Source organism: Synechococcus sp. CBW1108 (genome assembly GCF_015840335.1).
Classification (GTDB): Bacteria; Cyanobacteriota; Cyanobacteriia; order PCC-6307; family Cyanobiaceae; genus Cyanobium_A.
Window position 1 is genome coordinate 3,013,207 of record NZ_CP060395.1, and the last position, 25,434, is coordinate 3,038,640.

The 25,434-nt window shown below is 60.2% G+C and carries 16 protein-coding genes and 2 pseudogenes; 14 read left to right on the top strand and 4 right to left on the bottom strand.

Annotated features, from left to right (window positions below):
- The first annotated feature begins 4 nt into the window (after positions 1 to 4).
- The 3 genes from H8F27_RS16365 (at position 5) to H8F27_RS16375 (ending at position 2,686) form a co-directional block, all read left to right on the top strand.
- Positions 5 to 307, top strand: coding sequence for a hypothetical protein (locus H8F27_RS16365; protein ID WP_197149527.1), 303 nt, complete (start codon positions 5 to 7; stop codon positions 305 to 307).
- Between the two features lie 43 nt (positions 308 to 350).
- Positions 351 to 695: a hypothetical protein gene (locus H8F27_RS16370; RefSeq protein WP_231596382.1), complete on the top strand. Its 345-nt coding sequence runs from the start codon at positions 351 to 353 to the stop codon at positions 693 to 695.
- A 452-nt stretch (positions 696 to 1,147) separates the two neighbouring features.
- Positions 1,148 to 2,686: an IS5 family transposase gene (locus H8F27_RS16375; protein ID WP_197149529.1), complete on the top strand. Its 1,539-nt coding sequence runs from the start codon at positions 1,148 to 1,150 to the stop codon at positions 2,684 to 2,686.
- Between the two features lie 370 nt (positions 2,687 to 3,056).
- Here H8F27_RS16375 and H8F27_RS16380 read toward each other — a convergent pair whose 3' ends face one another.
- Positions 3,057 to 3,284 (bottom strand): Nif11-like leader peptide family natural product precursor, encoded by a 228-nt coding sequence (locus H8F27_RS16380; protein WP_197149530.1) that lies wholly within the window; start codon positions 3,282 to 3,284, stop codon positions 3,057 to 3,059.
- 47 nt (positions 3,285 to 3,331) lie between these two features.
- Positions 3,332 to 3,619, bottom strand: coding sequence for a hypothetical protein (locus tag H8F27_RS16385; RefSeq protein ID WP_231596383.1), 288 nt, complete (start codon positions 3,617 to 3,619; stop codon positions 3,332 to 3,334).
- Positions 3,620 to 3,715: 96 nt separating this feature from the next.
- Between H8F27_RS16385 and H8F27_RS16390 the strand changes: the two genes are divergently transcribed.
- Entirely contained in the window at positions 3,716 to 4,171 is a 456-nt protein-coding gene (locus H8F27_RS16390; protein ID WP_197149535.1) for a thermonuclease family protein, read from the top strand.
- A gap of 51 nt (positions 4,172 to 4,222) precedes the next feature.
- On the top strand, positions 4,223 to 5,761 hold the full coding sequence (locus tag H8F27_RS16395) for an IS5 family transposase (protein WP_197149537.1): 1,539 nt from the start codon (positions 4,223 to 4,225) through the stop codon (positions 5,759 to 5,761).
- A 250-nt stretch (positions 5,762 to 6,011) separates the two neighbouring features.
- Here the strand turns inward: H8F27_RS16395 and H8F27_RS16400 are convergent.
- Positions 6,012 to 7,627: pseudogene (locus H8F27_RS16400) on the bottom strand (IS3 family transposase).
- Positions 7,628 to 8,770: 1,143 nt separating this feature from the next.
- Positions 8,771 to 9,328, bottom strand: a complete 558-nt coding sequence (locus H8F27_RS16405; protein WP_197149539.1) for a hypothetical protein — start codon at positions 9,326 to 9,328, stop codon at positions 8,771 to 8,773.
- Between the two features lie 75 nt (positions 9,329 to 9,403).
- Here H8F27_RS16405 and istA point away from each other — a divergent pair, with 75 nt between their 5' ends.
- From istA to pglZ, 9 genes and pseudogenes are all read left to right on the top strand, one after another.
- The gene (gene istA / locus H8F27_RS17835) at positions 9,404 to 11,041 is read left to right on the top strand and encodes an IS21 family transposase (protein ID WP_231596384.1); all 1,638 of its coding nucleotides are present in this window, start codon (positions 9,404 to 9,406) and stop codon (positions 11,039 to 11,041) included.
- Positions 10,938 to 11,708: an IS21-like element helper ATPase IstB gene (gene istB / locus H8F27_RS16410; RefSeq protein ID WP_231596385.1), complete on the top strand. Its 771-nt coding sequence runs from the start codon at positions 10,938 to 10,940 to the stop codon at positions 11,706 to 11,708. The genes istA and istB overlap by 104 nt, the downstream gene beginning before the upstream one ends.
- A gap of 400 nt (positions 11,709 to 12,108) precedes the next feature.
- Positions 12,109 to 15,387: a BREX-1 system adenine-specific DNA-methyltransferase PglX gene (gene pglX / locus H8F27_RS16415; RefSeq protein ID WP_197149550.1), complete on the top strand. Its 3,279-nt coding sequence runs from the start codon at positions 12,109 to 12,111 to the stop codon at positions 15,385 to 15,387.
- 32 nt (positions 15,388 to 15,419) lie between these two features.
- Positions 15,420 to 17,035, top strand: a pseudogene (locus tag H8F27_RS16420) (IS3 family transposase).
- Positions 17,036 to 17,135: 100 nt separating this feature from the next.
- A complete protein-coding gene (locus H8F27_RS16425) occupies positions 17,136 to 19,427 on the top strand; it encodes a GTPase (protein WP_197149554.1) in 2,292 nt (763 codons plus the stop codon).
- Positions 19,428 to 19,452: 25 nt separating this feature from the next.
- Positions 19,453 to 21,174 carry a GTPase domain-containing protein gene (locus H8F27_RS16430; protein WP_197149561.1) on the top strand — a complete coding sequence of 574 codons (1,722 nt, stop codon included), beginning with the start codon at positions 19,453 to 19,455 and terminating at the stop codon, positions 21,172 to 21,174.
- Positions 21,175 to 21,238: 64 nt separating this feature from the next.
- Positions 21,239 to 21,493 (top strand): XRE family transcriptional regulator, encoded by a 255-nt coding sequence (locus tag H8F27_RS16435; protein ID WP_197153663.1) that lies wholly within the window; start codon positions 21,239 to 21,241, stop codon positions 21,491 to 21,493.
- The gene (locus H8F27_RS16440) at positions 21,463 to 22,845 is read left to right on the top strand and encodes a type II toxin-antitoxin system HipA family toxin (protein ID WP_231596386.1); all 1,383 of its coding nucleotides are present in this window, start codon (positions 21,463 to 21,465) and stop codon (positions 22,843 to 22,845) included. The genes H8F27_RS16435 and H8F27_RS16440 overlap by 31 nt, the downstream gene beginning before the upstream one ends.
- A complete protein-coding gene (pglZ, locus tag H8F27_RS16445; protein ID WP_197149564.1) occupies positions 22,845 to 25,382 on the top strand; it encodes a BREX-1 system phosphatase PglZ type A in 2,538 nt (845 codons plus the stop codon). The genes H8F27_RS16440 and pglZ overlap by 1 nt, the downstream gene beginning before the upstream one ends.
- The last annotated feature ends 52 nt before the right edge of the window (positions 25,383 to 25,434 follow it).

Genomic DNA, 25,434 nt, shown 5'->3' on the forward strand with positions numbered 1-25,434 from the left:
GACCATGAGCGATGCACTGCCGCCGGTAACGCCAGGCCCATCTCAAGGTGCGCCCCACGTGCCCAAGCCGCCCTTTGATCGGCAGCGGTTTGTCTTCCAGACCCTGGCGGTGGTGATCGGCACCCAGCTGCTGATCTATGCGCTCGCTGCTGGGGTCTGCGGCCAGCGGGCACTGGCGGGCCGGCCAGTTGGTCAGATCTGCCCAGGCACGCTGGAGCAACTACAGGGCGGCTTTGATTCGACCCTCAACCTGCTGCTGGCGCTCCTGGGGGGAGCAGCCATTTCAAGGGTGACTCCGGGCTCCTGATCACTACGGTGAACAGCCAGAGTGGATGAGAGGGGAAGTAGCCATGGCCCGCTTTGAGGCACTGATCACACCGGTCGCTGATGGCCAGGCGCTGTGCGCTGCGCTTGAGCAGATCGCCCAGAGCTGGGGTGCGGCCCTCACCTGGCTGGATCGCCGCAATGCCTCGTTGGACCTTGTTTCAGGTGGTCTGCCAGTGAAGCTTCTGCTGGAGCTGCGGCGCGGCGATGTCCTGGGCGTTCTGGTCTCCAGCCGGGAAGGGATGGGCGCCGGGGCACCCCAAAGCAAAAAGCTTCTCGATCAATTGCTACGGGAGCTCTTAGCGCACGTTCCCCGTGCCCAGGTGCAATTCCGCTCCGACCGCGACGGACCGATTTTTCAAGGAGTTTGAGGGCTAAGCAAGTGACTGATCGCGATCGCTGGGGCTTCCGCGCCCATTGATCAGCAGCCGCAAAGAGCGCTCGGCGCGAGCAAAGCCAAGGGTTATCTACAGGCTGTGGACCCTGCCACCATTGCGCAGGCTCTGAGCCGCTGCAGAGCACAAAGCAATTTCATCTTGGTCCGATCTGCAGCCAGAGGCAATGCGTGTAAAGGCCGATTGTGCTGAGCCGCTGGAGCAGCGATGTTGTGCTCATCAACCCAGGAGGCGCCCAACATGGACGACACGCCACCCCGCCAGGTTCAAGAAGCACGCTGACTGCCGGCCCCTGCTCCAACAGTCTTTATTTAGGGCTTGCTGAGGAACCGATATCCATTGCGCCGCAGTTGATTCCAGGGATGGTCTCACGTTAAAATGAGCCTAATGGAGCCATTCCTGGCTTAGAACAATCTGCTGACACGCCAATGTACGTTTTTCAGCACGCAGGTCAGCTATCGATCGAGGAGTTTTACACGCCCTTCGGCGGCAAACTAGATCCTAATAATCGCTGGCTTCTGCTTCGTAACCTGATTCCATGGATGCCGCTGGAAAGCCAGTATGCACCCCAATTCAGTGCCAAGACAGGAGCACCGGCCAAGCCGTTTCAGATGGCGTTCGGTGCGCTGTACATCCAGCAACGCCTGGGAGTGACAGACCGCGAAACAGTTCAGCTGATCACGGAATCACCGTATCTACAATTTTTCATTGGCTTGAGTGCATACCAGGCAATGCCCCCGTTTGATCCATCGATGATGGTGCATTTTCGTAAGCGCATTGGCCCTGATCTGATCAAGATCTGCAATGACATGACCAAGGCCAATGGCATTGCGATGATTAAAGAGATGCTGGTTTCGGCGGAGGAGGATGATAGCGAACAAGAAGAGGAGCAACAGCTTGCTGCCATCGACGAAGCGCTAGGGGTGAAGCCTGCAACGTTGGATCCTGAAAGTAACTGGGGTACTCTGATTCTTGATGCAACCTGCGTGCCTGATGACATTCCCTACCCAGTAGATCTGAGGTTGCTCAACGAAGCGAGAGAGGCCACTGAGAAGATCATCGACGAACTGTTCAAGCAGTTGCAGGGAAAGATCAATCGTAAACCCCGCTGCAACCGGGATAAAGCTCGGAATCGGTTTCTGGCGATCATCAAGAAGAAAAAGCCCAAATGCGCCGAGATCCGTGAAGTCAAGCGCTTTCAGCTCAACGAGATCCGGAGAAACCTCAGAGCAATTGATCAGATGATCCATTGCGGTGCCATGCTTTTGGAGCTTGGAACCCAGCTCTACCGCAAGCTGCTGATCACCAGTGAACTGTACCGGCAGCAGCAGGAGATGTATGACGCTGATAGCCGGCGCATCGACGATCGGATTGTCAATTTGTCAAAACCACACGTGCGGCCGATCGTGAGGGGCAAGGAGGGAAGGCGAACAGAGTTCGGTGCGAAGATCTCAATATCAGATGATAATGGCTTTGTCGATGTGGATCGAATCAGCTGGGACAACTACAATGAAGCCAACGACCTGATCGCACGTACCAAGCAATACAAGGAAGAGCGAGGGTACTATCCAGCACGAATCTGTGCCGATTCAATCTATATGACATTAGGCAACAAGAAGTTCTGCGCAGAAAATAACATCAGACTCAGTGGCCGTCCACGCAAGAAGCAGGTAGAGGCCGAGGTGCAGACAGCAGAGCAACAAGAGCTTTTTAAATCAGACTTGAGAAAGCGTTCCGTGATCGAGGGAAGAATCGGAACGAGCAAACGGAAATATGGACTGGATCGGATCATGACCAAGCTGATTGAAACATCAAGAACGGTGATCACGATGGCGTTCTTTGTGATGAATGCCGAGAAGGTTCTCAGGCTACTGCGCCTCTTATTATCTATTCTTGTCTCTGTGTACATCCTGATGCTCTATTTGCTCGCCTCCTGGCGCCGTCCAGCGCTTCTGTGGGCTGCTTAGTCAGCTTCTAGGAGTAAAATTGAGGTCACCAGCGCTTGGCGCTGCAGGCTGAGTCGCGGCCCTTGGCGCGGACGAAAAACCCGCGAATGAAATTCAGCAAGCCCTATTTATCTGTAGGCGGGTCGTTCAGCCGGGCAAGAGAGCAGCATTCCCCACTGCAGCTCACCTTGTGCGCCTGACTGATCGACACTCCAGCCGCACCGCCACAGGTGCCCTCAGGAGGACCATCCGCCCCACACCTGGAATGCATGGCCCCAGGCGCCAACGCCAGCAGCTTCTATCGGCCGTCAATTGAATTTCTTAGCCAGCGCCCCTGGGGTCTTCCTCAGGGGTTTTATTTTGCAAGTGCTGATTGCGGTCAAAAGTGAACTTAGTAGTAACGGCCGGGATATTCGCCAGGGTGGTCGATACGACTGATGCGGATCCCTGAGGCCGACTGGCCGTGGAAGCGCAGGATGTCGCTGCCAGAGACCAGAAATCCCCGCTCTTGGGCAAGCAGCGACACCTCATCAGCCGTAAGAGCATCGGCCATCATTTGCCGCAGGGCTGGATCAGCCCGCACATGGGCCAGAAACCGCAACAACTCACTATGGGGCACGGCAGTTCAGCAATACCTGCAACATAGGACTGCCCGCAGGACAGATTTCACCGGCTCTTGACGCAATAGCCACTTGATGAATACCAACCCAGCGGGCATCCCTTGCCAGTTTTTTGAATTGCCTCACGGTCGTTACTCGGACTGCTGACGCAGTAGCTGCCGGAGGAGTAGAAGCCCAGCGGGCAGCCAGCTTCCCTTTTTTCAATGGCGCCGCGGCTGTTACCACCAGAACTCGGCACGCAGTAGCCGCCGGAGCTGTAGTAGCCCAGCGGGCAGCTACCCACTTTGGGCAGGGGTTGGACCGGCTGCTGGGCCAGGGCATTGCCTGCAGTCAAGGCAGCTGCGACTGCAAAGCCAAAGAGCGGAAGGTTTCGGGCCATCGTCTTTTGATGTGAATGCACAGATTGGCGCTGCCGATGCAAACTCCGTCGATGGCTAGACGGTTTCTATTGGCTGCGGCCGTATTGGTGGCGCTGTCGTGGCCCGACCTAGCAGTCGCCCAGGTTGGCACCACCATCCTCTCGATCGGCGATGGCGACACCATCCGCGTCCGCCAGGGCGGCAAGATGCTCACCGTGCGGCTGGCCTGCATCGATGCTCCCGAGACAGCCCAAAGTCCCTATGGCCAGCATGCCCGCGCCTACCTGCAGCAGCGGCTGCCGATTGGCCGCGAGGTGTCGCTTGAGGTCAAGACCACCGATCGCTACGGGCGCAGCGTCGCAGAGGTGGTTAGTGGCGTGAATATCAACCTGGCGCTGGTGGAAGACGGGCAGGCCTTTGCTTACCGCCAATACCTGCGCGGATGTGATGCCAAGGCATATCTAGGGCTTGCTGAGGAACCGATATCCATTGCGCCGCAGTTGATTCCAGGGATGGTCTCACGTTAAAATGAGCCTAATGGAGCCATTCCTGGCTTAGAACAATCTGCTGACACGCCAATGTACGTTTTTCAGCACGCAGGTCAGCTATCGATCGAGGAGTTTTACACGCCCTTCGGCGGCAAACTAGATCCTAATAATCGCTGGCTTCTGCTTCGTAACCTGATTCCATGGATGCCGCTGGAAAGCCAGTATGCACCCCAATTCAGTGCCAAGACAGGAGCACCGGCCAAGCCGTTTCAGATGGCGTTCGGTGCGCTGTACATCCAGCAACGCCTGGGAGTGACAGACCGCGAAACAGTTCAGCTGATCACGGAATCACCGTATCTACAATTTTTCATTGGCTTGAGTGCATACCAGGCAATGCCCCCGTTTGATCCATCGATGATGGTGCATTTTCGTAAGCGCATTGGCCCTGATCTGATCAAGATCTGCAATGACATGACCAAGGCCAATGGCATTGCGATGATTAAAGAGATGCTGGTTTCGGCGGAGGAGGATGATAGCGAACAAGAAGAGGAGCAACAGCTTGCTGCCATCGACGAAGCGCTAGGGGTGAAGCCTGCAACGTTGGATCCTGAAAGTAACTGGGGTACTCTGATTCTTGATGCAACCTGCGTGCCTGATGACATTCCCTACCCAGTAGATCTGAGGTTGCTCAACGAAGCGAGAGAGGCCACTGAGAAGATCATCGACGAACTGTTCAAGCAGTTGCAGGGAAAGATCAATCGTAAACCCCGCTGCAACCGGGATAAAGCTCGGAATCGGTTTCTGGCGATCATCAAGAAGAAAAAGCCCAAATGCGCCGAGATCCGTGAAGTCAAGCGCTTTCAGCTCAACGAGATCCGGAGAAACCTCAGAGCAATTGATCAGATGATCCATTGCGGTGCCATGCTTTTGGAGCTTGGAACCCAGCTCTACCGCAAGCTGCTGATCACCAGTGAACTGTACCGGCAGCAGCAGGAGATGTATGACGCTGATAGCCGGCGCATCGACGATCGGATTGTCAATTTGTCAAAACCACACGTGCGGCCGATCGTGAGGGGCAAGGCGGGAAGGCGAACAGAGTTCGGTGCGAAGATCTCAATATCAGATGATAATGGCTTTGTCGATGTGGATCGAATCAGCTGGGACAACTACAATGAAGCCAACGACCTGATCGCACGTACCAAGCAATACAAGGAAGAGCGAGGGTACTATCCAGCACGAATCTGTGCCGATTCAATCTATATGACATTAGGCAACAAGAAGTTCTGCGCAGAAAATAACATCAGGCTCAGTGGCCGTCCACGCAAGAAGCAGGTAGAGGCCGAGGTGCAGACAGCAGAGCAACAAGAGCTTTTTAAATCAGACTTGAGAAAGCGTTCCGTGATCGAAGGAAGAATCGGAACGAGCAAACGGAAATATGGACTGGATCGGATCATGACCAAGCTGATTGAAACATCAAGAACGGTGATCACGATGGCGTTCTTTGTGATGAATGCCGAGAAGGTTCTCAGGCTACTGCGCCTCTTATTCTCTATTCTTGTCTCTGTGTACATCCTGATGCTCTATTTGCTCGCCTCCTGGCGCCGTCCAGCGCTTCTGTGGGCTGCTTAGTCAGCTTCTAGGAGTAAAATTGAGGTCACCAGCGCTTGGCGCTGCAGGCTGAGATCGCGGCCCTTGACGCGGACGAAAAACCCGCGAATGAAATTCAGCAAGCCCTATCTAGAAGCAGAAGAGCGGGCCTCTCGCGCTCGCCTAGGGGTGTGGCAGGTGCCGGGCGGCATCACCCGGCCGTGGGACTTCCGCCGCGCTCGCCGTTCTGCAGCGGTGACTTTCAGGAAAGTTGTCACTCCTTGGCTGCCATTCAGGCGGCCTTGATTAAGGGTAGCGCCAGGACCGGATCGGGCTCTTCTGTTGGCTTGTTTATCCACACTTCTGCCGGTTGACTCCAGCAGCGGGTGGCACCGCTCCAGCGCGTTGGATTGGCACGGCGGGCGGCCTCGTAGACATCAGTGCGCTGCTGGCAAATGGCCTTGGCAGCTCCACTGTGGCGCTGGTGGGGCGTCACGAATTTGATCGCGCTGTGGTGGTGCCGGTGGTTGTACCAATCCACAAATGCTGCCACCCATTCACAGGCCTCCTCTTTGTTGGCGAATGGCCGGCTGGGGTAGTCGGGGCGGTATTTGACCGTACGGAAAAGGGATTCCGAGTATGGGTTGTCGTTTGAGACCCTTGGCCTGGAGAAGGATCTGAGCACGCCCATCTCCTCGAGCCGTGATTCCAGCGTCGCCCCGCGCATTGCATTGCCGTTGTCGGCGTGGAGGATTAGTGGCTGCTGCTGGCACTGGCGGCGGCCAAAGCCGTTGGGGCGGTGGTAGCGCTCCTTGAGGCAGGCCCGCTGCACCAGATCCGCGGCGATCTGAGCCGACTCCACCTCGGCCACATCCCAGGCCACCACTTTGCGGCTCCAGACGTCGATCACCAGGTAGAGGTAGAGCCACACACCCCGCACCGTGGTCGGCAGGAAGCTGATGTCCCAGCTCCAAACCTGGTTCGGGCCATCCGCCCTGAGGCGCGGCACCGAGCGCGGTTCTTGAGGCAGCCTGGCCCTCCCCCGGCGGTGGCACTGACCCGCCTGGTGCAGCACCCGATAGAAGCTGCTCTCTGAACCAATAAAGAGCTTTTGATCGGACAGTGCCGGCACGATCTGCCCTGGCGGCAGCGCGGCGTACTCCGGCTGGTTGCACGTCAGCAGGATTCGCTGGCGCTCTTCCTCGCTCAGGCGGTGACCCACCAGCCGAGCACTGCCTTTACGGCGATCCACGCCGTCCCCATCACCCAGGAAGGCCTTCCGCCAGCGTTTGAGGGTGCGCAGGCAGATGCCGATCACACCACAGGCCCTCACCAGGCCGGCGCCCGCAGCATTGGCCTCCCCGATCAGCTCGATCACCTTCCGCCGGTGCACGGCGCTGGTCAGCCTTCCTCTTCCTCCGAACAGAAGGCATCCCACTTTTTTTGCAGCACCAGCAAAGCCGCCATCTCCGCCATGGCCTTCTCCTTGCGCTGCAGCTCCTTTCTGAGGGCTTTGATCTCCCGCTGGTCCTGGGCGCGGAGCTTCTCGAGCTCCTTCTGTTCGGCCATCGTCAGCACCGGCTTGGCGTTGGCATCCTGGGCCGCCTGCCGCCAACGGCTCACCTGCTCAGGGAACAGGCCCCGCTCGCGGCAGTAGGCGCTGAGTTCGGTGGCATTGAGCCCGGCGCTTTCCAGCACCACCGTGAACTTGTCGGCGGCGTTCCAGCCCTCTGGTTCCTTCTCGGATGCCGGCACCACCTCTCCCTGCAACCGCCAGGCCTTCCTCCATTTGTAGAGGGTCATCACGTGAATGCCCAGCTCCTCTGAAATCCGGGCCACGCTCTGCCTGTGGGGCGGGTGCATCCGTCTCCTCACATCAGCCTTAACGGCCTCGCTGTATCGGCGCATTGGTCATGTCCTCAAGCCCCCGGATGGATGGATCAAAGGGGTGACATCTTTCCTGAAACCGGGGGGAGGAGGAGGACGCGGCCAGGTCATCGGCAGATTTGAGACTGAAGCAAAGGCCAACTGGGCGCTCCCCCGCCAGACAAGCCATGACGCCGGACAAGCACACTCCTGGCCGTGCTCGACGGTTTCGTGGCATGGATGCCGTAGTGCTCGAGGATGAACGGGGCAGCATCCTCAGGAATCCCACCCGTCTCACCCCACCTCGAGACGTCCTCGGGGCTAAACCCTTGTGCCAGAAGCGATCTGGCGCATGGAAGGGCATTCTCGTCCTCGGCTGAATTGAGACTGCGCGTCAAGCCGCTCTGATCTACCCCAGCCATTGCGGCCATGGCGCGGATGGTGATGCGGAAGGTGCCATCCGGCTGAATTCGGAACTGCGAGCGGTCGAACTCGAAGTTCTCCCCTAAGCATGTTGCCAACTGCTTCAGAAAAAAAGGGGGGGGCTCGCAGAGGAGCCGCTGAGTCACCAGGCAGAGCAGCTGGCATTGCCGGAGGAGGTCGCGGCCGGGGAAGCCAAAAACTCCGGTGGCAGGTACCAAAGAGATTTCCCACCACCACATCCTGGGCCTCGTACCTGGAGAGGTCGGGGCACTCAGTCATCTCAACTCAGCCTTTCACGTCCGCGGGGTAAAACACTTGTGCCACAAAGGATCTGGGGCATGGAAGAGCATTCACGTCCGCAGCCGAATAGAGACTGCGCATGGGGCGCTAGCTGTCTCACCCCACGTCGACACGTCATCGGGTCTAAACCCCTGTGCCAGAGGCGATCTGGCGCATGGAAGGGCATTCTCGTCATCGGCTGATTTGAGACTGCGGCGGCATCGGGACAAAACCCATGTAGTGCAGCGGATCTTGCGCCTGTAAGGGCAATCTCGACCTCGGCTAATTTGAGACTGCGAGCAAAGCGCCACCAGTCTCACCCCAGCCGTTTACGTGAACGGGGTTAAACCCATGCGCCAGAGGGGATCTGGCGACTGGAAGGGCTTTTTCGTGAACACCCAATTTGAGGCTGACCCGCAGCCCTCTGTCCGGCGTCAAGCCCCTTGGCCGATTGAGGCCCTAGCCAAAAAAAAGGCCGCCGACTCAGCGCTTCAGGGCCAGGGCGTAGCGCGGTGCCACCGTGGTGACACCCAATCGACGGCGCTGCTGGCCGTCATCCAACTGCACTACCAGCCCATCGGTGGGCAATTCGCTCCACAATTGGCCCTGCAGCCATGAGCGGTGGTGGTGGGCCAGCTGTGGGGCGCCACAAAGCAGGTATGGGGGGATGGGCAGACCCCAGCGCTCCAGCGCCAACAGCTGGGTGGCGTGATCGGCCGCACTCTGCATCACCTCAAATGCAGCAAACACCAGGCCCTCACCGCTGGGCACCTTGCGGCGCAGGGAGGCAGCGGGTGTGCTCTGGCGTCCATCGAGGCCGTACAGCTCACCACGGATCTGCACACTTATCGGTGCGTTGAGCGTGGGCGGCACGGTGTCAACCAGGGGCAACAGGTGCATGGCATCCGCGCCGCTGCGTGTCCACGCGGCCGTGAGCAGGCCAAGGCGGTACTCCAGCGCAATGGCGCACCCGTCGAGCTTGGGGGTCACCGAGAAGCGGCCAGCAGCGGCCGTACCAAGACCCGCCAGCCACTCGCTCAATTCCTGTTTGTCCAGGCTTGTCCGCCGACAATGAAGTTGGCCGGTCGGCGACAAGCTCGTTGGCCGGTGGGGTGAGTGCTGGAGACCCTGGTGCCGATGCGCAGGGACCAGGTGATGCCGGCACCACTGACAAGCCACCAACGCAATCTGTTCATGACGAAACGACGAGGCGGCAGCAGCCAGGAGGCTGCTGCCGCGGCGGCGGGCATCTCAGTGCGCAGTGCTCGCCGGATTGAATGCAATCAGCTGCAGCCGCGGGCGAACCAGCCCCGTGGCCGCACCCGCCCCGATCCGCTGGTAGGGGTATGGGAGGAGGAGCTGGTGCCGTTGCTGCAGCGCTCACCCGCGCTGACGCCGATCACGCTCCTGGAGCATCTGCAGCAGCAGAAACCTGATGTGGACTGGATTCCGCTACAGCGCACCCTGCAGCGCCGGGTGCGGGAGTGGAAGGCACTGCACGGCCCGGCGCCGGAGGTGATCTTCCCTTTGAGCTATGAGCCTGGCGAAATTGCCTTCTGTGACTTCACCCAGCTCAAGGGGGTGGAGGTGACGATCGCCGGCCAGGTGTTCCCCCATCTGCTGTTCCACTACCGCCTGGCCTGGAGCGGCTGGAGCTACGCGCAGGTGGTCCAGGGCGGCGAGAGTTTTGCCGCCCTCTCCGAGGGTCTGCAGAACGCTCTGGCTGCCTGCGGCGGGGTGCCAGGTGAACTGCGCACCGACCGGTTATCAGCAGCGTGCCGTAACCGCAACGGCAGTTTCAGCTCCGACATCACCCGCCGTTATCACGCCCTCTGCAGCCACTACAGCCTGGCCTACAGCCGCAACAACCTGGGGGTGGCGCATGAGAACGGCCGTGTGGAGAGTCCTCATGGCCATCTCAAACGGCGGATCGAGCAGGCGTTGCTGCTGCGCGGCAGCAGTGATTTCGAGACGCTGGCTGAATACCAGGCTTTTCTGGCCGCGGTGATTGACCAGTACAACAGGCCGCGCCTGATCCGGCTGGAGCAGGAGCAGGCGGCGCTGCGGCCACTACCGCGGTTTCGTTTTGCCGACTACGACATTGAACAGCTCACGGTGCGGCGCACCAGCACGATCGAGGTACGCAGAGTCGTGTATTCGGTGCCGCCGCGGCTGATCGACCAGCGGCTGACGGTGCGGATCTTCCACGACCGGCTGCAGCTGCTTCTGGGCCGGCAGATCGCCTGCGAACTGGAGCGGCGCCACGGCGGTGTCGAGCGCCATGGGCGGGCATGGAGCATCGATCTGGAACATCTGATCGATGCGCTCAGGCGCAAACCCCGGGCATTGCTGCACTGCAGTTACCAGCGGGAGCTGTTCCCCGATGAGCGCTGGTGGCAGCTGTGGCAGCAGCTGCGCAATGGCGGTGACCGTGACGCCGCCGCCCGATTGATGGTCGAGGCGCTGTATGTGGGCTGCCGCCTGGCGGGCTACGAGCCAGTGCTGGTTTGGCTCGAGAAGGCCCATCAACGGCAAGGGCTGTCGCTGGCGGCGCTGCAGCAACGCTTCCGGCTGCCGCCCCATCGCCCCCACCCACCGCAACGCATTCCCCAACACAGCCTGCAGAGCTATGACGACCTCCTCGTCCTCAGTGCCCAGACCCCAGGCGGTGGAGGCGGCCCTGCCGATGCTGCTGCGGCAGCTACGGCTGGCGCGATTCCGCTCCCACTGGCAGAGCCTCGCCTTACAGGCTGAGGCCGAGGGCTGGAGCCACAGCCAGTTTCTCTATGCCCTCTGTGAGCAGGAGGTGGAGCAGCGCCAGCAGGCCCGCCAGCAACGGTTGCTGCGATCAGCCCAGCTGCCCTGGAGCAAGGCGCTGGCGGATTACGACCACAGCGGCCGAATCGAGGCCGGCCGATGGCAGGAGCTGGAGGCTCTGAGCCGCCAGAGCGATTGGCTGCAGCGGGGCGAGAACGTGCTTCTGTTCGGCCCCAGCGGTGTGGGCAAAACCCATCTGGCCATCGGCATCGCCCTGGCGCAGATCGGCCTGGATCAGGCCTGCCGCTTCTATCCCGCCACGAGCCTGGTGCAGGAGCTGCAGAAGGCCCGCGCCGACTACAACTTGCCGGCAGCGCTGGAGCGGCTGGATCGCTACCCGCTGCTGCTGATCGATGACATTGGCTATGTGCGGCGGGATGAACAGGAGAGCAGCGTGCTGTTTGAGCTGATCTGCCACCGCTACGAGCGCCGATCGCTGCTGATCACCGCCAATCAGCCGTTCACCGCCTGGGATGAGATCTTCCCCAGCAGCTCAATGACCGTGGCGGCGGTGGACCGGCTGGTGCACCACTGCCACATCGTCGAGATCAGCGGCGACAGCCACCGCCGCGCCCAAGCAAGCCGGCGCAGCGGCAGCAAATAGCCACAGCAGCCGTAGAGAAGCGGAGAACAGCCCGGGAGATTGTCGTCCGGCGACAACCTGGTGCCGATGGTGCCAGACCCCGGCGGGGAGCTCCGCGCTGCCGGCGGACTGTGCGGTCCGCCGGCTCGTGCGCTCCAGGGCAAGGTTCAGCGGAGGTCTCGGCGCCTAACCGGCCAACGTGGTTGTCGCCTGGTGCCGATCAGAGGAAGTCAGTGCTGGCAATGGCTCTGAGCGATGGATGGCTCAGTATTCGTGTCGCCTCCAGCGCCATTTCCCCCCGGTTGTCGCCGGCGACAACCGGGGGGAAATCAGTTCCCCTCACCGGCCAACTTGATTGACGCCAATCGGCCAAGGGGGTTGACGCGGGACAGGCTGGCACCCGTTTGGCTGCAAGGTGTTGATGCCGGGGGCTGAGAGTGAAACCCAACCGGAACTGCTCAAGCTGATGCGGGCGGGGAGTATGCCTGCGGCTCTGAAAGGCGACACCAATGAAAGTCGGCTGCATGGGCTGCTCGATGGTCAGATCCAAACAGCGATCCTTGGTGCTGATCCCCAGGGCGAGGTCTACCGCGAACTGGTGCTTGCGACGTGTCGCTTCTATCACGAGCTGCTGCCCAACCTGTTTGAGGGTCTCGATGATGCCAGCGAGTTGTTGTTGCCTGACGACCTATTGAGTGAGGGCTCGATTGCAGGCGGTTTCCGCCGTGAGATCAGCGATGACGACTGCCAGGATGTGGAGATCCTTGGCTGGCTCTATCAGTTTTATATTGCCGAGAAGAAAGATGAGGTGATGGCCCGCAAGAAGGCGGTGCCCACCGAAGACATCCCGGCTGTCACGCAGCTGTTCACGCCCCACTGGATTGTGCGCTATCTGGTGGAGAACTCTCTGGGCCGTCTCTGGCTGCTGAATAGACCTGGATCAAGGCTGCGCGAGCACATGCCCTACTACATCGAGGGCGAAGCCGAGACAGACTTTCTGACGATCAACAAGCCAGAAGAGATCAAGATACTGGATCCGGCCTGCGGCAGCGGCCACATGCTCACCTACGCCTTCGACTTACTCACCCTCATCTACGAGGAGGAAGGCTATGCGCCCAGTGAAATCCCTGGACTGATCCTCCAGCAGAATCTGCATGGTCTGGAGATATGCCCTCGCGCCACTCAGCTCGCCGAACTGGCTCTCGTCTTTAAGGCCAGGGAAAAGTCCCGTCGATTCTTTCAGCCGGAGCAGCTGTTCCGACCCAGCATCGTCGAGCTGCGGAATGTGCGGTTTGATGGGGACGAGCTCGATGAATACATCGAGGCCCTGGATCTCGGAGAGTTATTCGATCAAAACCTTTTCAAGTTGCTCCACCAGTTTGAGGAAGCGAAGAACTTCGGCTCGCTGATTAAGCCGTGCCTCGACGAACGGCGCATCGCCGCCGCCTGCCGAGCCATCGAGGCGAAGGACCTTGCCGGCCAGATGCTTCTTCGCGAGACCCACCTTAAAGTCCTGCGCGTGCTCGAACAAGCCGAGGCGCTCACCAAGCGTTATCACATTGTCGTCGCCAATCCGCCGTATATGGGCGCGAAGAGTTTTACCGGCACACTAAAGCTATATCTCGCAGAGAACTTCGCGGAATTCAAAGCCGACCTATTCTCGGCCTTTATTGCTCGCTCCCAATCCTTGGCACTACGCCACGGCTACTTGGGCTTCATGTCTCCTTTTGTCTGGATGTTTATTGGAACTTACGAGGCATTGAGACAAGAGCTTCTTGGCAAATGCACCATCACGTCGCTCGTTCAGCTTGAGTATTCCGGGTTTGACGGCGCGACGGTTCCCATCTGCACATTCACCCTGAAGAACGCGAAGGAAATAGGGTTTTCTGGAGCATACATAAGACTGTCCGACTTTAGAGGGGCTGATCAACAGGCACCCAGAACTCTTGAGGCGATTCATAACCCAAGCTGCGGGTGGTTCTACAGAGCATCCTCCGAACGCTTCAAGGTTATCCCCGGGCAGCCAATTGCATACTGGCTTCCCCAAAAGGCGATTGACGCTTATGCCCGAGGAGAATCGTTGGGTGATAACTGCCATGGACAGCCCGGACTGCAGACAAATAACAATGCATTGTTTGTTCGGAATTGGTCCGAGGTAAGCCTTGGTCGGATTGGGTTCGGCTTCCCCAGTAGCGAATGCGCTCGTGAAGCACAGATGCGCTGGTATCCATATCTTAAGGGTGGCGACTTCAGAAAGTGGTATGGCAATCAGGCTCAAGTCGTTGACTGGGAGGACGACGGAAGACGAATCAAGAGGTATGTGACCGAGAAGTATCCCTATCTGAATGGAAATATCGATTACGTCGTAAAAGACCGCGGCCTCTACTTCAAGAAGTTAATTAGCTACACCAAGATTACATCGGCGGAATTTGGTGCTCGTGCTGCGAGCGAGGGATTCCTGTTCGATGTTGCAGGATCGTCTGTGTTTCCCGAGGTAGGAGATTATGAGTTGGTTTTGGGATTCTTGTGTTCGACTCTAACTCGGTTGTTTTCAAAGGCTCAGAATCCAACGTTAAACATCCAGTCCAGTGATATTGCCCGCTTGCCTCTTTGCAGATCGCTACTTCTTGAGTCCAAGCACCAGATTAAGGATCTAGTAGGCGAAGCCATTTCACTATCCCGCACCGACTGGGACAATTTCGAGACCTCGTGGGACTTCCGAGACCAGCCGTTGTTGCGGCCGGGGCTGAAGGGCCTTGAGTTGAAGGTGAGCTGGCGGAATTGGGAGGCACAGAGCACCGCCGCCATCCACCGTATGCAGCAGCTAGAGACCGAGAATAATCAGCTCTTCATCTCAGCCTACGGCCTCGACGGCGAATTGCAGCCCGAAGTGCCAGAGGAGCAAATTACCCTCGCTCGTGCCGACGCCCACACGGATGTGGCCGCCTTCCTCTCCTATGCCGTCGGCTGCATGATGGGCCGGTACAGCCTCGATCAGCCTGGGCTGATTCTGGCTGACTCCCGCAACAGCCAGGCTGAACAACTTGCCGCCTATGATGACAAAGTCTGCAAGCCCCTAAGCGAAGTCCAGTTCAAGCCCGACAGCGACGGCATCATCCCCGTCCTCGACGGCGAGTGGTTCGAAGACGACATCGTCGCCCGCACCCGCGAGTTCCTAACCGTCACCTTTCCCGGGAGCAGCGTCGGCGAAAATCTGCGCTTCATCGAAGAATCTCTAGGCAAAGACATCCGCAAATACTTCTGTAGCGAGTTCTACAAGGATCACCTGCAGACATATAAAAAACGTCCGATCTACTGGCTGGTGCAGAGCCCCAAGAAGGGCTTCTCCTGCCTGATCTACCTGCACCGCTACACCAAAGACACCCTCAACCAGGTGCTCAACAACTACTTCCGGCCCTACCTGCAGAAGCTGGAAGCCCCCCTGGCCCAGCTCGGCCTCGATCAGCTCAACGATTCCCTCCCCACCCGCGAACGAACCGCCGCACGTAAGGAAGCTGAGAAAATCACCAAGGTCCTCAAGGAATGTCAGGCCTGGGAGCAGGACGCCCTGCTGCCCCTGGCCCAGCAGCGCATCGAGCTCGACCTTGATGACGGGGTGAAGGTGAACTACCTCAAGCTCCAGGACGTGCTGGCACCGATTCCTGGGCCCCCGGTTTCAGGAAAGATGTCACCCCTTTGATCCATCCATCCGGGGGCTTGAGGACATGACCAATGCGCCGATACAGCGAGGCCGTTAAGGCTGATGTGAGGAGACGGATGCACCCGCCCCACAGGCAGAGCGTGGCCCGGATTTCAGAGGAGCTGGGCATTCACGTGATGACCCTCTACAAATGGAGGAAGGCCTGGCGGTTGCAGGGAGAGGTGGTGCCGGCATCCGAGAAGGAACCAGAGGGCTGGAACGCCGCCGACAAGTTCACGGTGGTGCTGGAAAGCGCCGGGCTCAATGCCACCGAACTCAGCGCCTACTGCCGCGAGCGGGGCCTGTTCCCTGAGCAGGTGAGCCGTTGGCGGCAGGCGGCCCAGGATGCCAACGCCAAGCCGGTGCTGACGATGGCCGAACAGAAGGAGCTCGAGAAGCTCCGCGCCCAGGACCAGCGGGAGATCAAAGCCCTCAGAAAGGAGCTGCAGCGCAAGGAGAAGGCCATGGCGGAGATGGCGGCTTTGCTGGTGCTGCAAAAAAAGTGGGATGCCTTCTGTTCGGAGGAAGAGGAAGGCTGACCAGCGCCGTGCACCGGCGGAAGGTGATCGAGCTGATCGGGGAGGCCAATGCTGCGGGCGCCGGCCTGGTGAGGGCCTGTGGTGTGATCGGCATCTGCCTGCGCACCCTCAAACGCTGGCGGAAGGCCTTCCTGGGTGATGGGGACGGCGTGGATCGCCGTAAAGGCAGTGCTCGGCTGGTGGGTCACCGCCTGAGCGAGGAAGAGCGCCAGCGAATCCTGCTGACGTGCAACCAGCCGGAGTACGCCGCGCTGCCGCCAGGGCAGATCGTGCCGGCACTGTCCGATCAAAAGCTCTTTATTGGTTCAGAGAGCAGCTTCTATCGGGTGCTGCACCAGGCGGGTCAGTGCCACCGCCGGGGGAGGGCCAGGCTGCCTCAAGAACCGCGCTCGGTGCCGCGCCTCAGGGCGGATGGCCCGAACCAGGTTTGGAGCTGGGACATCAGCTTCCTGCCGACCACGGTGCGGGGTGTGTGGCTCTACCTCTACCTGGTGATCGACGTCTGGAGCCGCAAAGTGGTGGCCTGGGATGTGGCCGAGGTGGAGTCGGCTCAGATCGCCGCGGATCTGGTGCAGCGGGCCTGCCTCAAGGAGCGCTACCACCGCCCCAACGGCTTTGGCCGCCGCCAGTGCCAGCAGCAGCCACTAATCCTCCACGCCGACAACGGCAATGCAATGCGCGGGGCGACGCTGGAATCACGGCTCGAGGAGATGGGCGTGCTCAGATCCTTCTCCAGGCCAAGGGTCTCAAACGACAACCCGTACTCGGAATCCCTTTTCCGTACGGTCAAATACCGCCCCGACTACCCCAGCCGGCCATTCGCCAACAAAGAGGAGGCCTGTGAATGGGTGGCAGCATTTGTGGATTGGTACAACCACCGGCACCACCACAGCGCGATCAAATTCGTGACGCCCCACCAGCGCCACAGTGGAGCTGCCAAGGCCATTTGCCAGCAGCGCACTGATGTCTACGAGGCCGCCCGCCGTGCCAATCCAACGCGCTGGAGCGGTGCCACCCGCTGCTGGAGTCAACCGGCAGAAGTGTGGATAAACAAGCCAACAGAAGAGCCCGATCCGGTCCTGGCGCTACCCTTAATCAAGGCCGCCTGAATGGCAGCCAAGGAGTGACAACTTTCCTGAAAGTCACCGGGGCTGGCAGCGAAGGAGGACTGAGGCCATAACGGATCCCGTACAAGAAGCCATCGCCGAGATGGTGTTTGCCGATCAATTGGTGGATGTCCATGAGCTTGAAGTCCTCACAGAGCACCCCTGGTTCCGCAGTTACCAGCTGCAGCGCGAACTCGCCCCCGAGGCTTTCAGCGCTCGGCTGATGACGGCCCACGACGATCCCGCCGTGGAACTGGAGGCCCTGCGCCGCCTCACCAGCGATGAGCAGGAATCCCTGCTGTGTCTGTTGGCCGACCTTGCCGCCATCGATGACCACACTGATCCCCGCGAAGAGCGGGTGCTTGCCCACCTGGCCCAGGGCTTGCAGCGCCTCCCCCCCTCGGTGGCAACCCGGCTGAGCGAAGCGCGCAACCGCACCACAGCTTTACGGGAGAAGCTCAACCTTCCCAAACCTCTACCGAGGAAACGGGTGCGACTACTCCGTTTTGCGGATCGAGCTTTGGGCCTGTCCGCTGTGGATGCCCTCACGTCCAGGGCCGGCCAGGGGCAACGGGTGAAGCTCTGGCGCCGCCAGACCCTTTTCAATCATCACAGCTACACAGCCAGCCTGAAGCAGATGCGCCAGCTCACCTCCGAGCTGATGCCCCAGACCCAAACAACTCTGGAGAGCGCCGCGCAATCCCTGCAGTCGCTGCAGGAGAGTTTCGCGGACATCACCAGCGCTCTGTTCGCCTCTGAGCTGCCGAAAGACAGCCAGGAGCAACTGGAAGCCTTGCTCACCACGGTGCGGGAACGCCTGGAGCGCATCGTTCAGCAGGATCTCGACGTCCTCCGCAACGACCTTCTCGCCAAGCAGCGCAGCCTCAAACAGTTCTGCATGGCCACCATCGGTCGCACCATGGCAGGCAAGAGCACCCTGATCGCCTCCCTCACGGGACGGGATCAGGGAGCCATCGGCAACGGTCAGCAGGGCTTCACCCGCTACAACCGCGCCTACAACTTCCATGGCCTCCGTCTGATCGATACGCCAGGCATCGGTGCAGCCGGCGGCCAAGGTGCAAACTTCGAGCAAGCCGCCCTCCGCGATACGGAGGTGGCCAGGGCGATTTTTCCCGAAACCGATCTCGTCTGCTTCGTGATCGACAGTGATTCCACCGTGCCCTGCACCAGGGAGCTGATGCAGCAGCTCCATCGACGCGGCAAGGCTTTTCTCGTGCTGCTCAATGTGAAGGTGAGCCTTCAGGGGGGAATCGATCGGTTGCGCAGCCGCCTGGAGGCCAAATTCGCCAAGGAAGGTCAGCAGTCGATCAGCGGAAACATCGCCGCCATCCGGCGGGATCTCGCCCAGGCGATCGGGGAGGAAGAGGCCACCAGGGTTGCGATCCTTCCCATCCATGCCAAGGCGGCCTTAAAGGCCAGTCAGACCGCAGACCCCATCCAAGCGGAGACCTGGCGGGAGCTCAGCCGTGTCGATCAGGTGCTCGAACACCTCGATGGGTTAATCACCCAACAGGCACCGGAGCTACGGCGCCGAACCCTTCGCGCCAACCCGCGCCACGAGCTGGAACGCATTGCCCAGGACCTTGGAGCATTGGAGGCGTCCCTCGCGAACCAGGCGCGAGTTTTCCAGGAGACCCAGAACAGCACGGCCAAGCAGGTTCAAGAAATCTTTGCTGACCTCCAGCGTGAGGTGCGCAACCGCATCGAAGCCATCTTCCAGGCGCTCGACGTGTGCGCCACGAGCTTCAGTGCCGACAACTACCGCCGTAACGGCAAGGAAATCGAGCGCCTCTGGAAAGCAGAACTGGAACACTTCGGCCTTGCCAGCCAGGTGGATGATCTGGCGGCCTGGCTCAAAGAGGAACTGGCCATTCGCCTCGATGCCCTTCAAGACGACATCCGTGACCGGTTGCAGTTTCAGGTGGGTGCGGCAACTCTCCACAGCCGCCTGGAGTTTGATCTGGATATTGGCTTCGAAGAAGCCCTGCGCAGCAACGTCAAACTGGGTTTCAAGATTCTGACCGGAATCTTTGCCGTCTTCATGTTTGTCCCAAGCCCGATTCAGCCATTTGCATGGCTGGGCAGTCTGCTGGCTGGCTTCGCGCCGATGCTGATTGATTGGCTCATTCCTGGCGGCGATCAACGCCGGAGGGAGGCCCAGAAAGGTCTGAAAGAAAAACTCCTCGAAAGCCTCCAGAACACCAGGCTCAATATGGCCCAGCAGTTTGATGATGCCATCAGGAGCCAGCGCGATCAGGTGGCTGCAGCCATTGCTCAAGGGCTTGGTGGCAGCAGAACTGCCCTCCTGGCCTTTCGTGATCAGCTTCTGACCACACAAGCCGAGCTGTTGCAGAGCCTCACCTCTCTCGACTGACCACTCTTCCTTCTCTTGTTCTCCCATGGCCACCTTCCAACTGCCGGAACTGCAAGGCCGGATCCAATTCGGCCTCGATGGCCTTCAAGGCTTTTTGCTAGCCCGTGGCGAAGTTGCTCTTCTAGAGAAGGCCAACGCCCTGCAACACCAACGCCGCACCTTGGGCGAGAGGGCGCTGCTCAGCCTTGCCTTCGGCGGGCAGTACAGCTCCGGCAAATCCACCATCATCTCGGCCCTCACCGGCCGTAGCGACATCCACATTTCCGCCGATGTGGCCACCGATGAGGTGCAGGCCTATCGCTGGCGAGACATCGAGCTCTGGGACACTCCAGGCCTGTTTGCTGATCGTCCAGATCACACCGCCAAGGCTGAAAAAGCACTGCGTGATGCTGATCTGATCGTCTATTGCCTCACCACCAACCTGTTCGACACCGTGACCGCTGCCGACTTTCGGCGGCTTGCCTTTGAGAATGGCTTTGCGCCCAAGATCTTCCTGGTGGTCAACAAACTTTCGATGGTGGATGTGGAGGACATCGATGCCTACATCACCAACCTCACGATCTCCATCGACCGTACCCTCGCCCCCCACAGCCTCAGTGGCTTTAACCATGCCTTCATTGATGCCCAGGACTTCCGTGAGGGGGATGCAGATGGAGACGAGAGTTTGCTGCGCTTCAGCCGTTTCGAGGGATTCATCCAGCAGCTCAATGGCTGGGTGAAACAGCAGGGCCTGCTGGCGCGATTGGACCCACCCATCCGCCTTGGTCTATCCACCATTGACGAGGCTCTTGCCACTCTGCCGGATGGAACTTTTGAGCAGAACCCGGAACTCTTTCTACTCAATCAGCAGCTGCGCATCGTGCAGAGTCAGCAACGACGCACCGCCGCCGAAGTGCGCAGAATCTCCACTGGTGTGGTGCAGCATGTGCAGTTGCTAGGCGAGCAGCTTCTCAGTGGTGAGCTGGGAGAAGAGGAGAAACAAGCAGAATCTAGCTTCCAGACCAGATGTGAAGAGATCAATAAGTCAGCGTTTGACGATCTTAATGGCACTCTTCAAGAAGCCTATGAACAACTCCAGACCAAGCTCGATGACTTCGCCCGGGAATCTTTTGTGGCCGAGTATTTCGCCAGCGTTGAAGCCGGGATGGCAGGGTCTGCCCCTAAACCAGGCAAAGAGACTGGCGAGAAAGGTAATCCCATCAAAGATATTGCAAAGGACCTCCTTGGTAAGGGAGCCGAAAAATTTTCTTTTCCTGGTGGAATCATGTCCACTTCAAGTCAGGTCGCAGGCAGTTCAGGACATCAGCTTGTTTACACCGTTGGCAAGTTTCTTGGTAAAGATTTCCGGCCGTGGGAAGCGGTGAACATCGCCAAGGGTCTTGGACAGGTGGTTGGGATTCTCAGCATCGCCATGGCTGCTTATTCGGTTTATGACCATGTCAATGAGGAGTCCAAGGCCGAGGAGCGGCAGCGCCAGGCAGATCAGCAGCTCAGTGAGGCCCGGTTGCAGATCCGCAAGCTTGCCGAGGCCATGGCTGCCCAAGTCCAGGAGATCTATCAGCAGGAGTACGACCTCCCAGTGATCGGGGTCATCGTGGAGCGCCTCAACGCAGCCCGCGACGAGGTTCTCGCCCGTGAAGCCAGCAATAAGGAGCTAGTGGAAGGCCTCTCCGGTTACCGCTCCGAGCTCAAGAGTTGCCTGGGTGAGCTTTATGAGCAACCCAGCCCCGACTCTTCGGCACTCTGAAAGCAAGTATTCAGCCAATACTCGCAAACCGAGTAACGTGCGTTTATTCGCAATCCGAGTGGGCATGGGCGGGGAAGAAGCGGTCATCCGTTCGCCGGCTCAGCTGGGTCAACTGGTGCAGGCCCTTAGGCGTCAGCGGTGCCTAAGTCAAAGGGAGTTGGCCCAGATCGCTGGCGGCATTAGCCAGGCGCGGATGTCAGCCCTTGAGCTTCACCCCGAGCGCCTCACCTTGGATCGACTGCTGCTGATCACCGCCGCCCTCGACCTCGAGCTGGTGGTCCGCCCCAGATGCGCACCTGCGCCAGTGGCGGAATGGTGATGGGACGGCCCAGGCAATCGCGGGAACTGACGGTCTGGATGAATGGCGAACAGGTCGGCAACTGGAGCTTGCCGGCTCGGGGGCCACAGACCTTCACTTACGCCGAAACCTGGCTGCACTCCAGCCAGTACCGGCCGCTATCGCTGTCGCTGCCCACCGGCCTCGGGAGCGCAGCGCTGCGAGGCAGCGCAGTGGAGAGTTGGTTCGACAACCTCCTGCCCGATAGCGACGCCATCCGGCGCCGAGCGCAGGCCCGTTTTCAGACCGCCAGCACCAGCGCCTTTGATCTGCTCGCCGCCATCGGCCGCGATTGCGCCGGTGCCGTGCAGCTGCTGCCGCCAGATCAGCTGCCCAGCGGCATCGATCGCATTGAAGCCAGGCCTCTCACAGACCAGGACATCGGCCAGCGCCTGCGCGCCGTCACCGCTGCGCCAGCTCCAGGCTCCCTGGACCCCGAATCCGATGCGCTGCGGCTCTCGGTGGCCGGTGCCCAGGAGAAAACCGCCTTCCTCTGGCACAAGAACCAATGGTGTCTGCCGCTGGGCAGTACCCCCACCACCCACCTCTTCAAGTTGCCGATGGGGGTAATCGGCGAGGGGCAGATTGATTTCAGCTCCTCGGTGGAAAACGAGTGGCTCTGCAGCCAGGTGCTCAAGGCCTATGGCCTGCCTGTGGCCTCCACGGAGATGGCAAGTTTCGACGGTGAGCGCTGCCTAATCGTGCAGCGTTTTGATCGCCGCCTGCATGCAAGTGGTGCCTACTGGCTGCGCCTGCCCACAGAAGACTTTTGCCAGGCCACCTCCATACCAGCCGCAAGCAAATACGAAAACAACGGCGGCCCCGGCATGGGGGCCATTGCCGCACTGCTGGCCCAATCCTCAGAGCGCAGCGACCTTCCCAGCTTTTTCAAGGCGCAGGTGCTCTTTTGGATGCTGCGCGCCATTGATGGCCACGCCAAAAACTTCAGCCTTTTCCTCAATCCTGGCGGCCGCTTTCAGCTCACCCCGCTCTACGACGTGCTTTCGGCCTGGCCGGTGATCGGACGGGCCAGCGGCCAGTGGCCCCAGCAAAAGCTCAGGATGGCGATGGCCTGGCATGGTGAAAAAGGGCGCTATACCAAACCCCTGGAGATCACCAGCCGCCGCATGCTGCTCACCGCAAAACGGCTTGGCCTGGGCGAGGCTCAACCCATCCTCGATGATCTAATCGCCCAGACTCCAGCTGTAATTAGTTCAGTGCAGACCCAGCTGCCTGCTGGATTTCCGCAGACCGTCGCCGAACCGGTATTAACCGGACTGCAAGCTTCCGCCAGCCAGCTTCAGCTCCAACTGCTCCAGCGCCAACTCCAGTGATGCCAGCCACCCCCGTCACCACCAGCCGCATCCACGAGAGCCTCGATAGCGCTCTTGCTCGCAAGCGGGTGGTGCTCTGGTTCGACCCCAATGGCGAGTGGGCTTCTGAGTTCGACGACTACCAGCCCGCTGCGGCCGAGAAGCTGCGGGTGGAGCGCAACGAGTTCTCCGTGAAGGTGGCGATCAGCCGCGCCCCCCTGGATAAGCGCTTCCTGCTCTACCTACCCACAGCCAAACCACCAGAGCCGGACAACTGGCTGCTGGACCTGCTGCTGGCGGGCCATGAGTTCACCGCCGATCGTGCCTCGCTCGACATCCAGGAAGCGGGGCTCACGCTGGAGTTCAAGGAGCTGGCCCAGCAGCACAAGGCCTTTTTCCGCTCACCGGTGCGCACCACCAAGCTCAAGGAGTTGCTGCGTCCCAACGACAACGAAGCGGCAGTGCGGCTCAAGATGCTGGCGGTGCTGGCCAAGCAGCCGCCCGATATCGACAAGCTGCTGCTGCATGTCTTCAGTCAGCTGGAGCCGGCCAACCCCGATGGCGACGACCCGGTGGAGGCCCTTTATGGCAGCCAGCAGCTGAGCGGCCACTTCTGGAAAGCAGTGGGCGAGAAGTTTGGCTACGCCAGCCCGGAGCCCAACCTGCGCGACTTCGCTGTTGGTCTGTTTAACAGCGTCAGCAGCATTGGCCCCTCTGGCGAGCTGCTGCCCCACGCCCGGGTGTTCCTGAGCATCTGGAAAGACAGCCTCAGCTCCCGGCCAGCCTTTGAGCAGTGGAGTGATCATCTGGCCGGTGTACTGCGCGTAGAGGAGCAGCTCAACGACGCGCCAGAGAGCTACGAGCCAGATGACGACGACAGCTATGAACTGATCGAGCGCTTTGTGCTCAGCCGCCTGCTGCAGCGTTTTCAGGGTGACGCTTCAGATACGGAGCTGCTGGAGACGATCCGCAACCGCAGCAGCTCCTGCTGGTTTGAGAAGCACCAGCACGGCTACCGCGCCTTGGAGCAGGCGATCACCTTCCGCGGCTTGCTGGCCAAGGCTGATCTGCAGGTGCCCAGCTTTGAGGAGGGTCTGCAGCGCTACTGCAACGGCTGGTGGCGCCTGGATCAGGCCTACCGCCGCTGCATTTTCCACGCCCGCACCTACCAGCAGCCCGGGCTGCTCAAACCGCTGCGCGACTGGCTCGAGGCCCAGTACGTCAACAACGTGCTGCTGCCGCTCACCAACCGCTGGAGCGATCGGGTGGCTGGCCTCAGTAACTGGGGATCGAGCACCCTGCCGAGGCAGAAGGAGTTCCACATGCGCTACGTCCATGCGCCGCTCTCCTCCAAAGGACTCAAGCGCCTGTTTGTGGTGATCTCCGATGCCCTGCGCTACGAGGCAGCGCGCGACTTCGCTGATCGCCTCAATAGCCAGGCTGGCAAGGGCTGGCAGGCCGAGGTGGAGGCCCTTTTGGGCGTGCTGCCCAGCTTCACCCAGTTGGGCATGGCCGCGCTGCTGCCCGGTGTTCAGCTGGGCCTCAACCCCAGCGATTCCAACGCCCTGGTGGATGGTCAAAGCGCCGCCGGCACTGAGAACCGCGACAAGCTGCTCAAGGCCTACGCCAAGGGCCGCGCCACGGCGATCAAAGCGGAGGATTTCCTGAGCCTCGCCACCAGCAAGGAGGGTGCCGAACTCACCCGCGACTACGACTTGATCGTGATCTACCACAACTGCATCGACCGGATCGGCGACAAGCGCGAAAGCGAGGCCGACACCTGCCAGGCAGTGGAGCAGACCTTTGATGAGCTGGAGCTGATCCTGCGCAAGATCGCCAGCCTCAAGGGCAGCCAGGCGGTGATCACCGCCGACCACGGCTTCCTGTTTCAGCAGGAGCCAGTCGATGCAAACGACCGCGCCGAGTTCCCGCCTGCCAGCGAGCTCAGTTTCAAGAACCGGCGCTTTGCCCTGGGCAGCGGCATCAAGGCCAGTGCTGGCCAAAAGGTCTTCACAGCTGGCGAGTTGGGCTTGAGCGGCAGCTGGGAGGCAGTCTTCCCCCTGGGGCTCGATCGCTTCCCCCGCTCAGGCTCAGGTTCACGCTTTGTGCATGGCGGCACCTCCTTGCAGGAGGTGGTGGTGCCGGTGATCCGGCTAAAGCGCGAACGTAAGGACGAGAGCCGGGTTGTGGAGGCCGAGCTGCTGCGGGTGCCCGCCAAGATCACCACCGGCAAGCTCTCATTTGGTCTTTTCCAGCTGGAGGCGGTGGAGCCCAAAAAGCGCCTGCCCTTGCAGCTGCGCATTGGCCTTTACGCAAAGGCCGATGGCGCCCTGCTCTGCGCCCACCGCACCGTGTTGCTGGATTCCGCAGCCAGCGAGGCCCGCGAACGGGAGCAGCAGGTGGTGCTGGAGCTCTCCAACGCTGCTGGCGACTACAACAACAAGACCCTGGAGCTGCGCTTGGAGCAACTCCTACCGGGTGTCGCCACGCCGGTTCCCTACAAGACTGTGGAGCTGAAGCTGCAGCGGCCCTTTGGCAGCGACTTCGACGACTTCTGATGGCCTTAGTCCATGGCTAAACTAATCAGGTCACTGGCAGAGGCCGCGATGC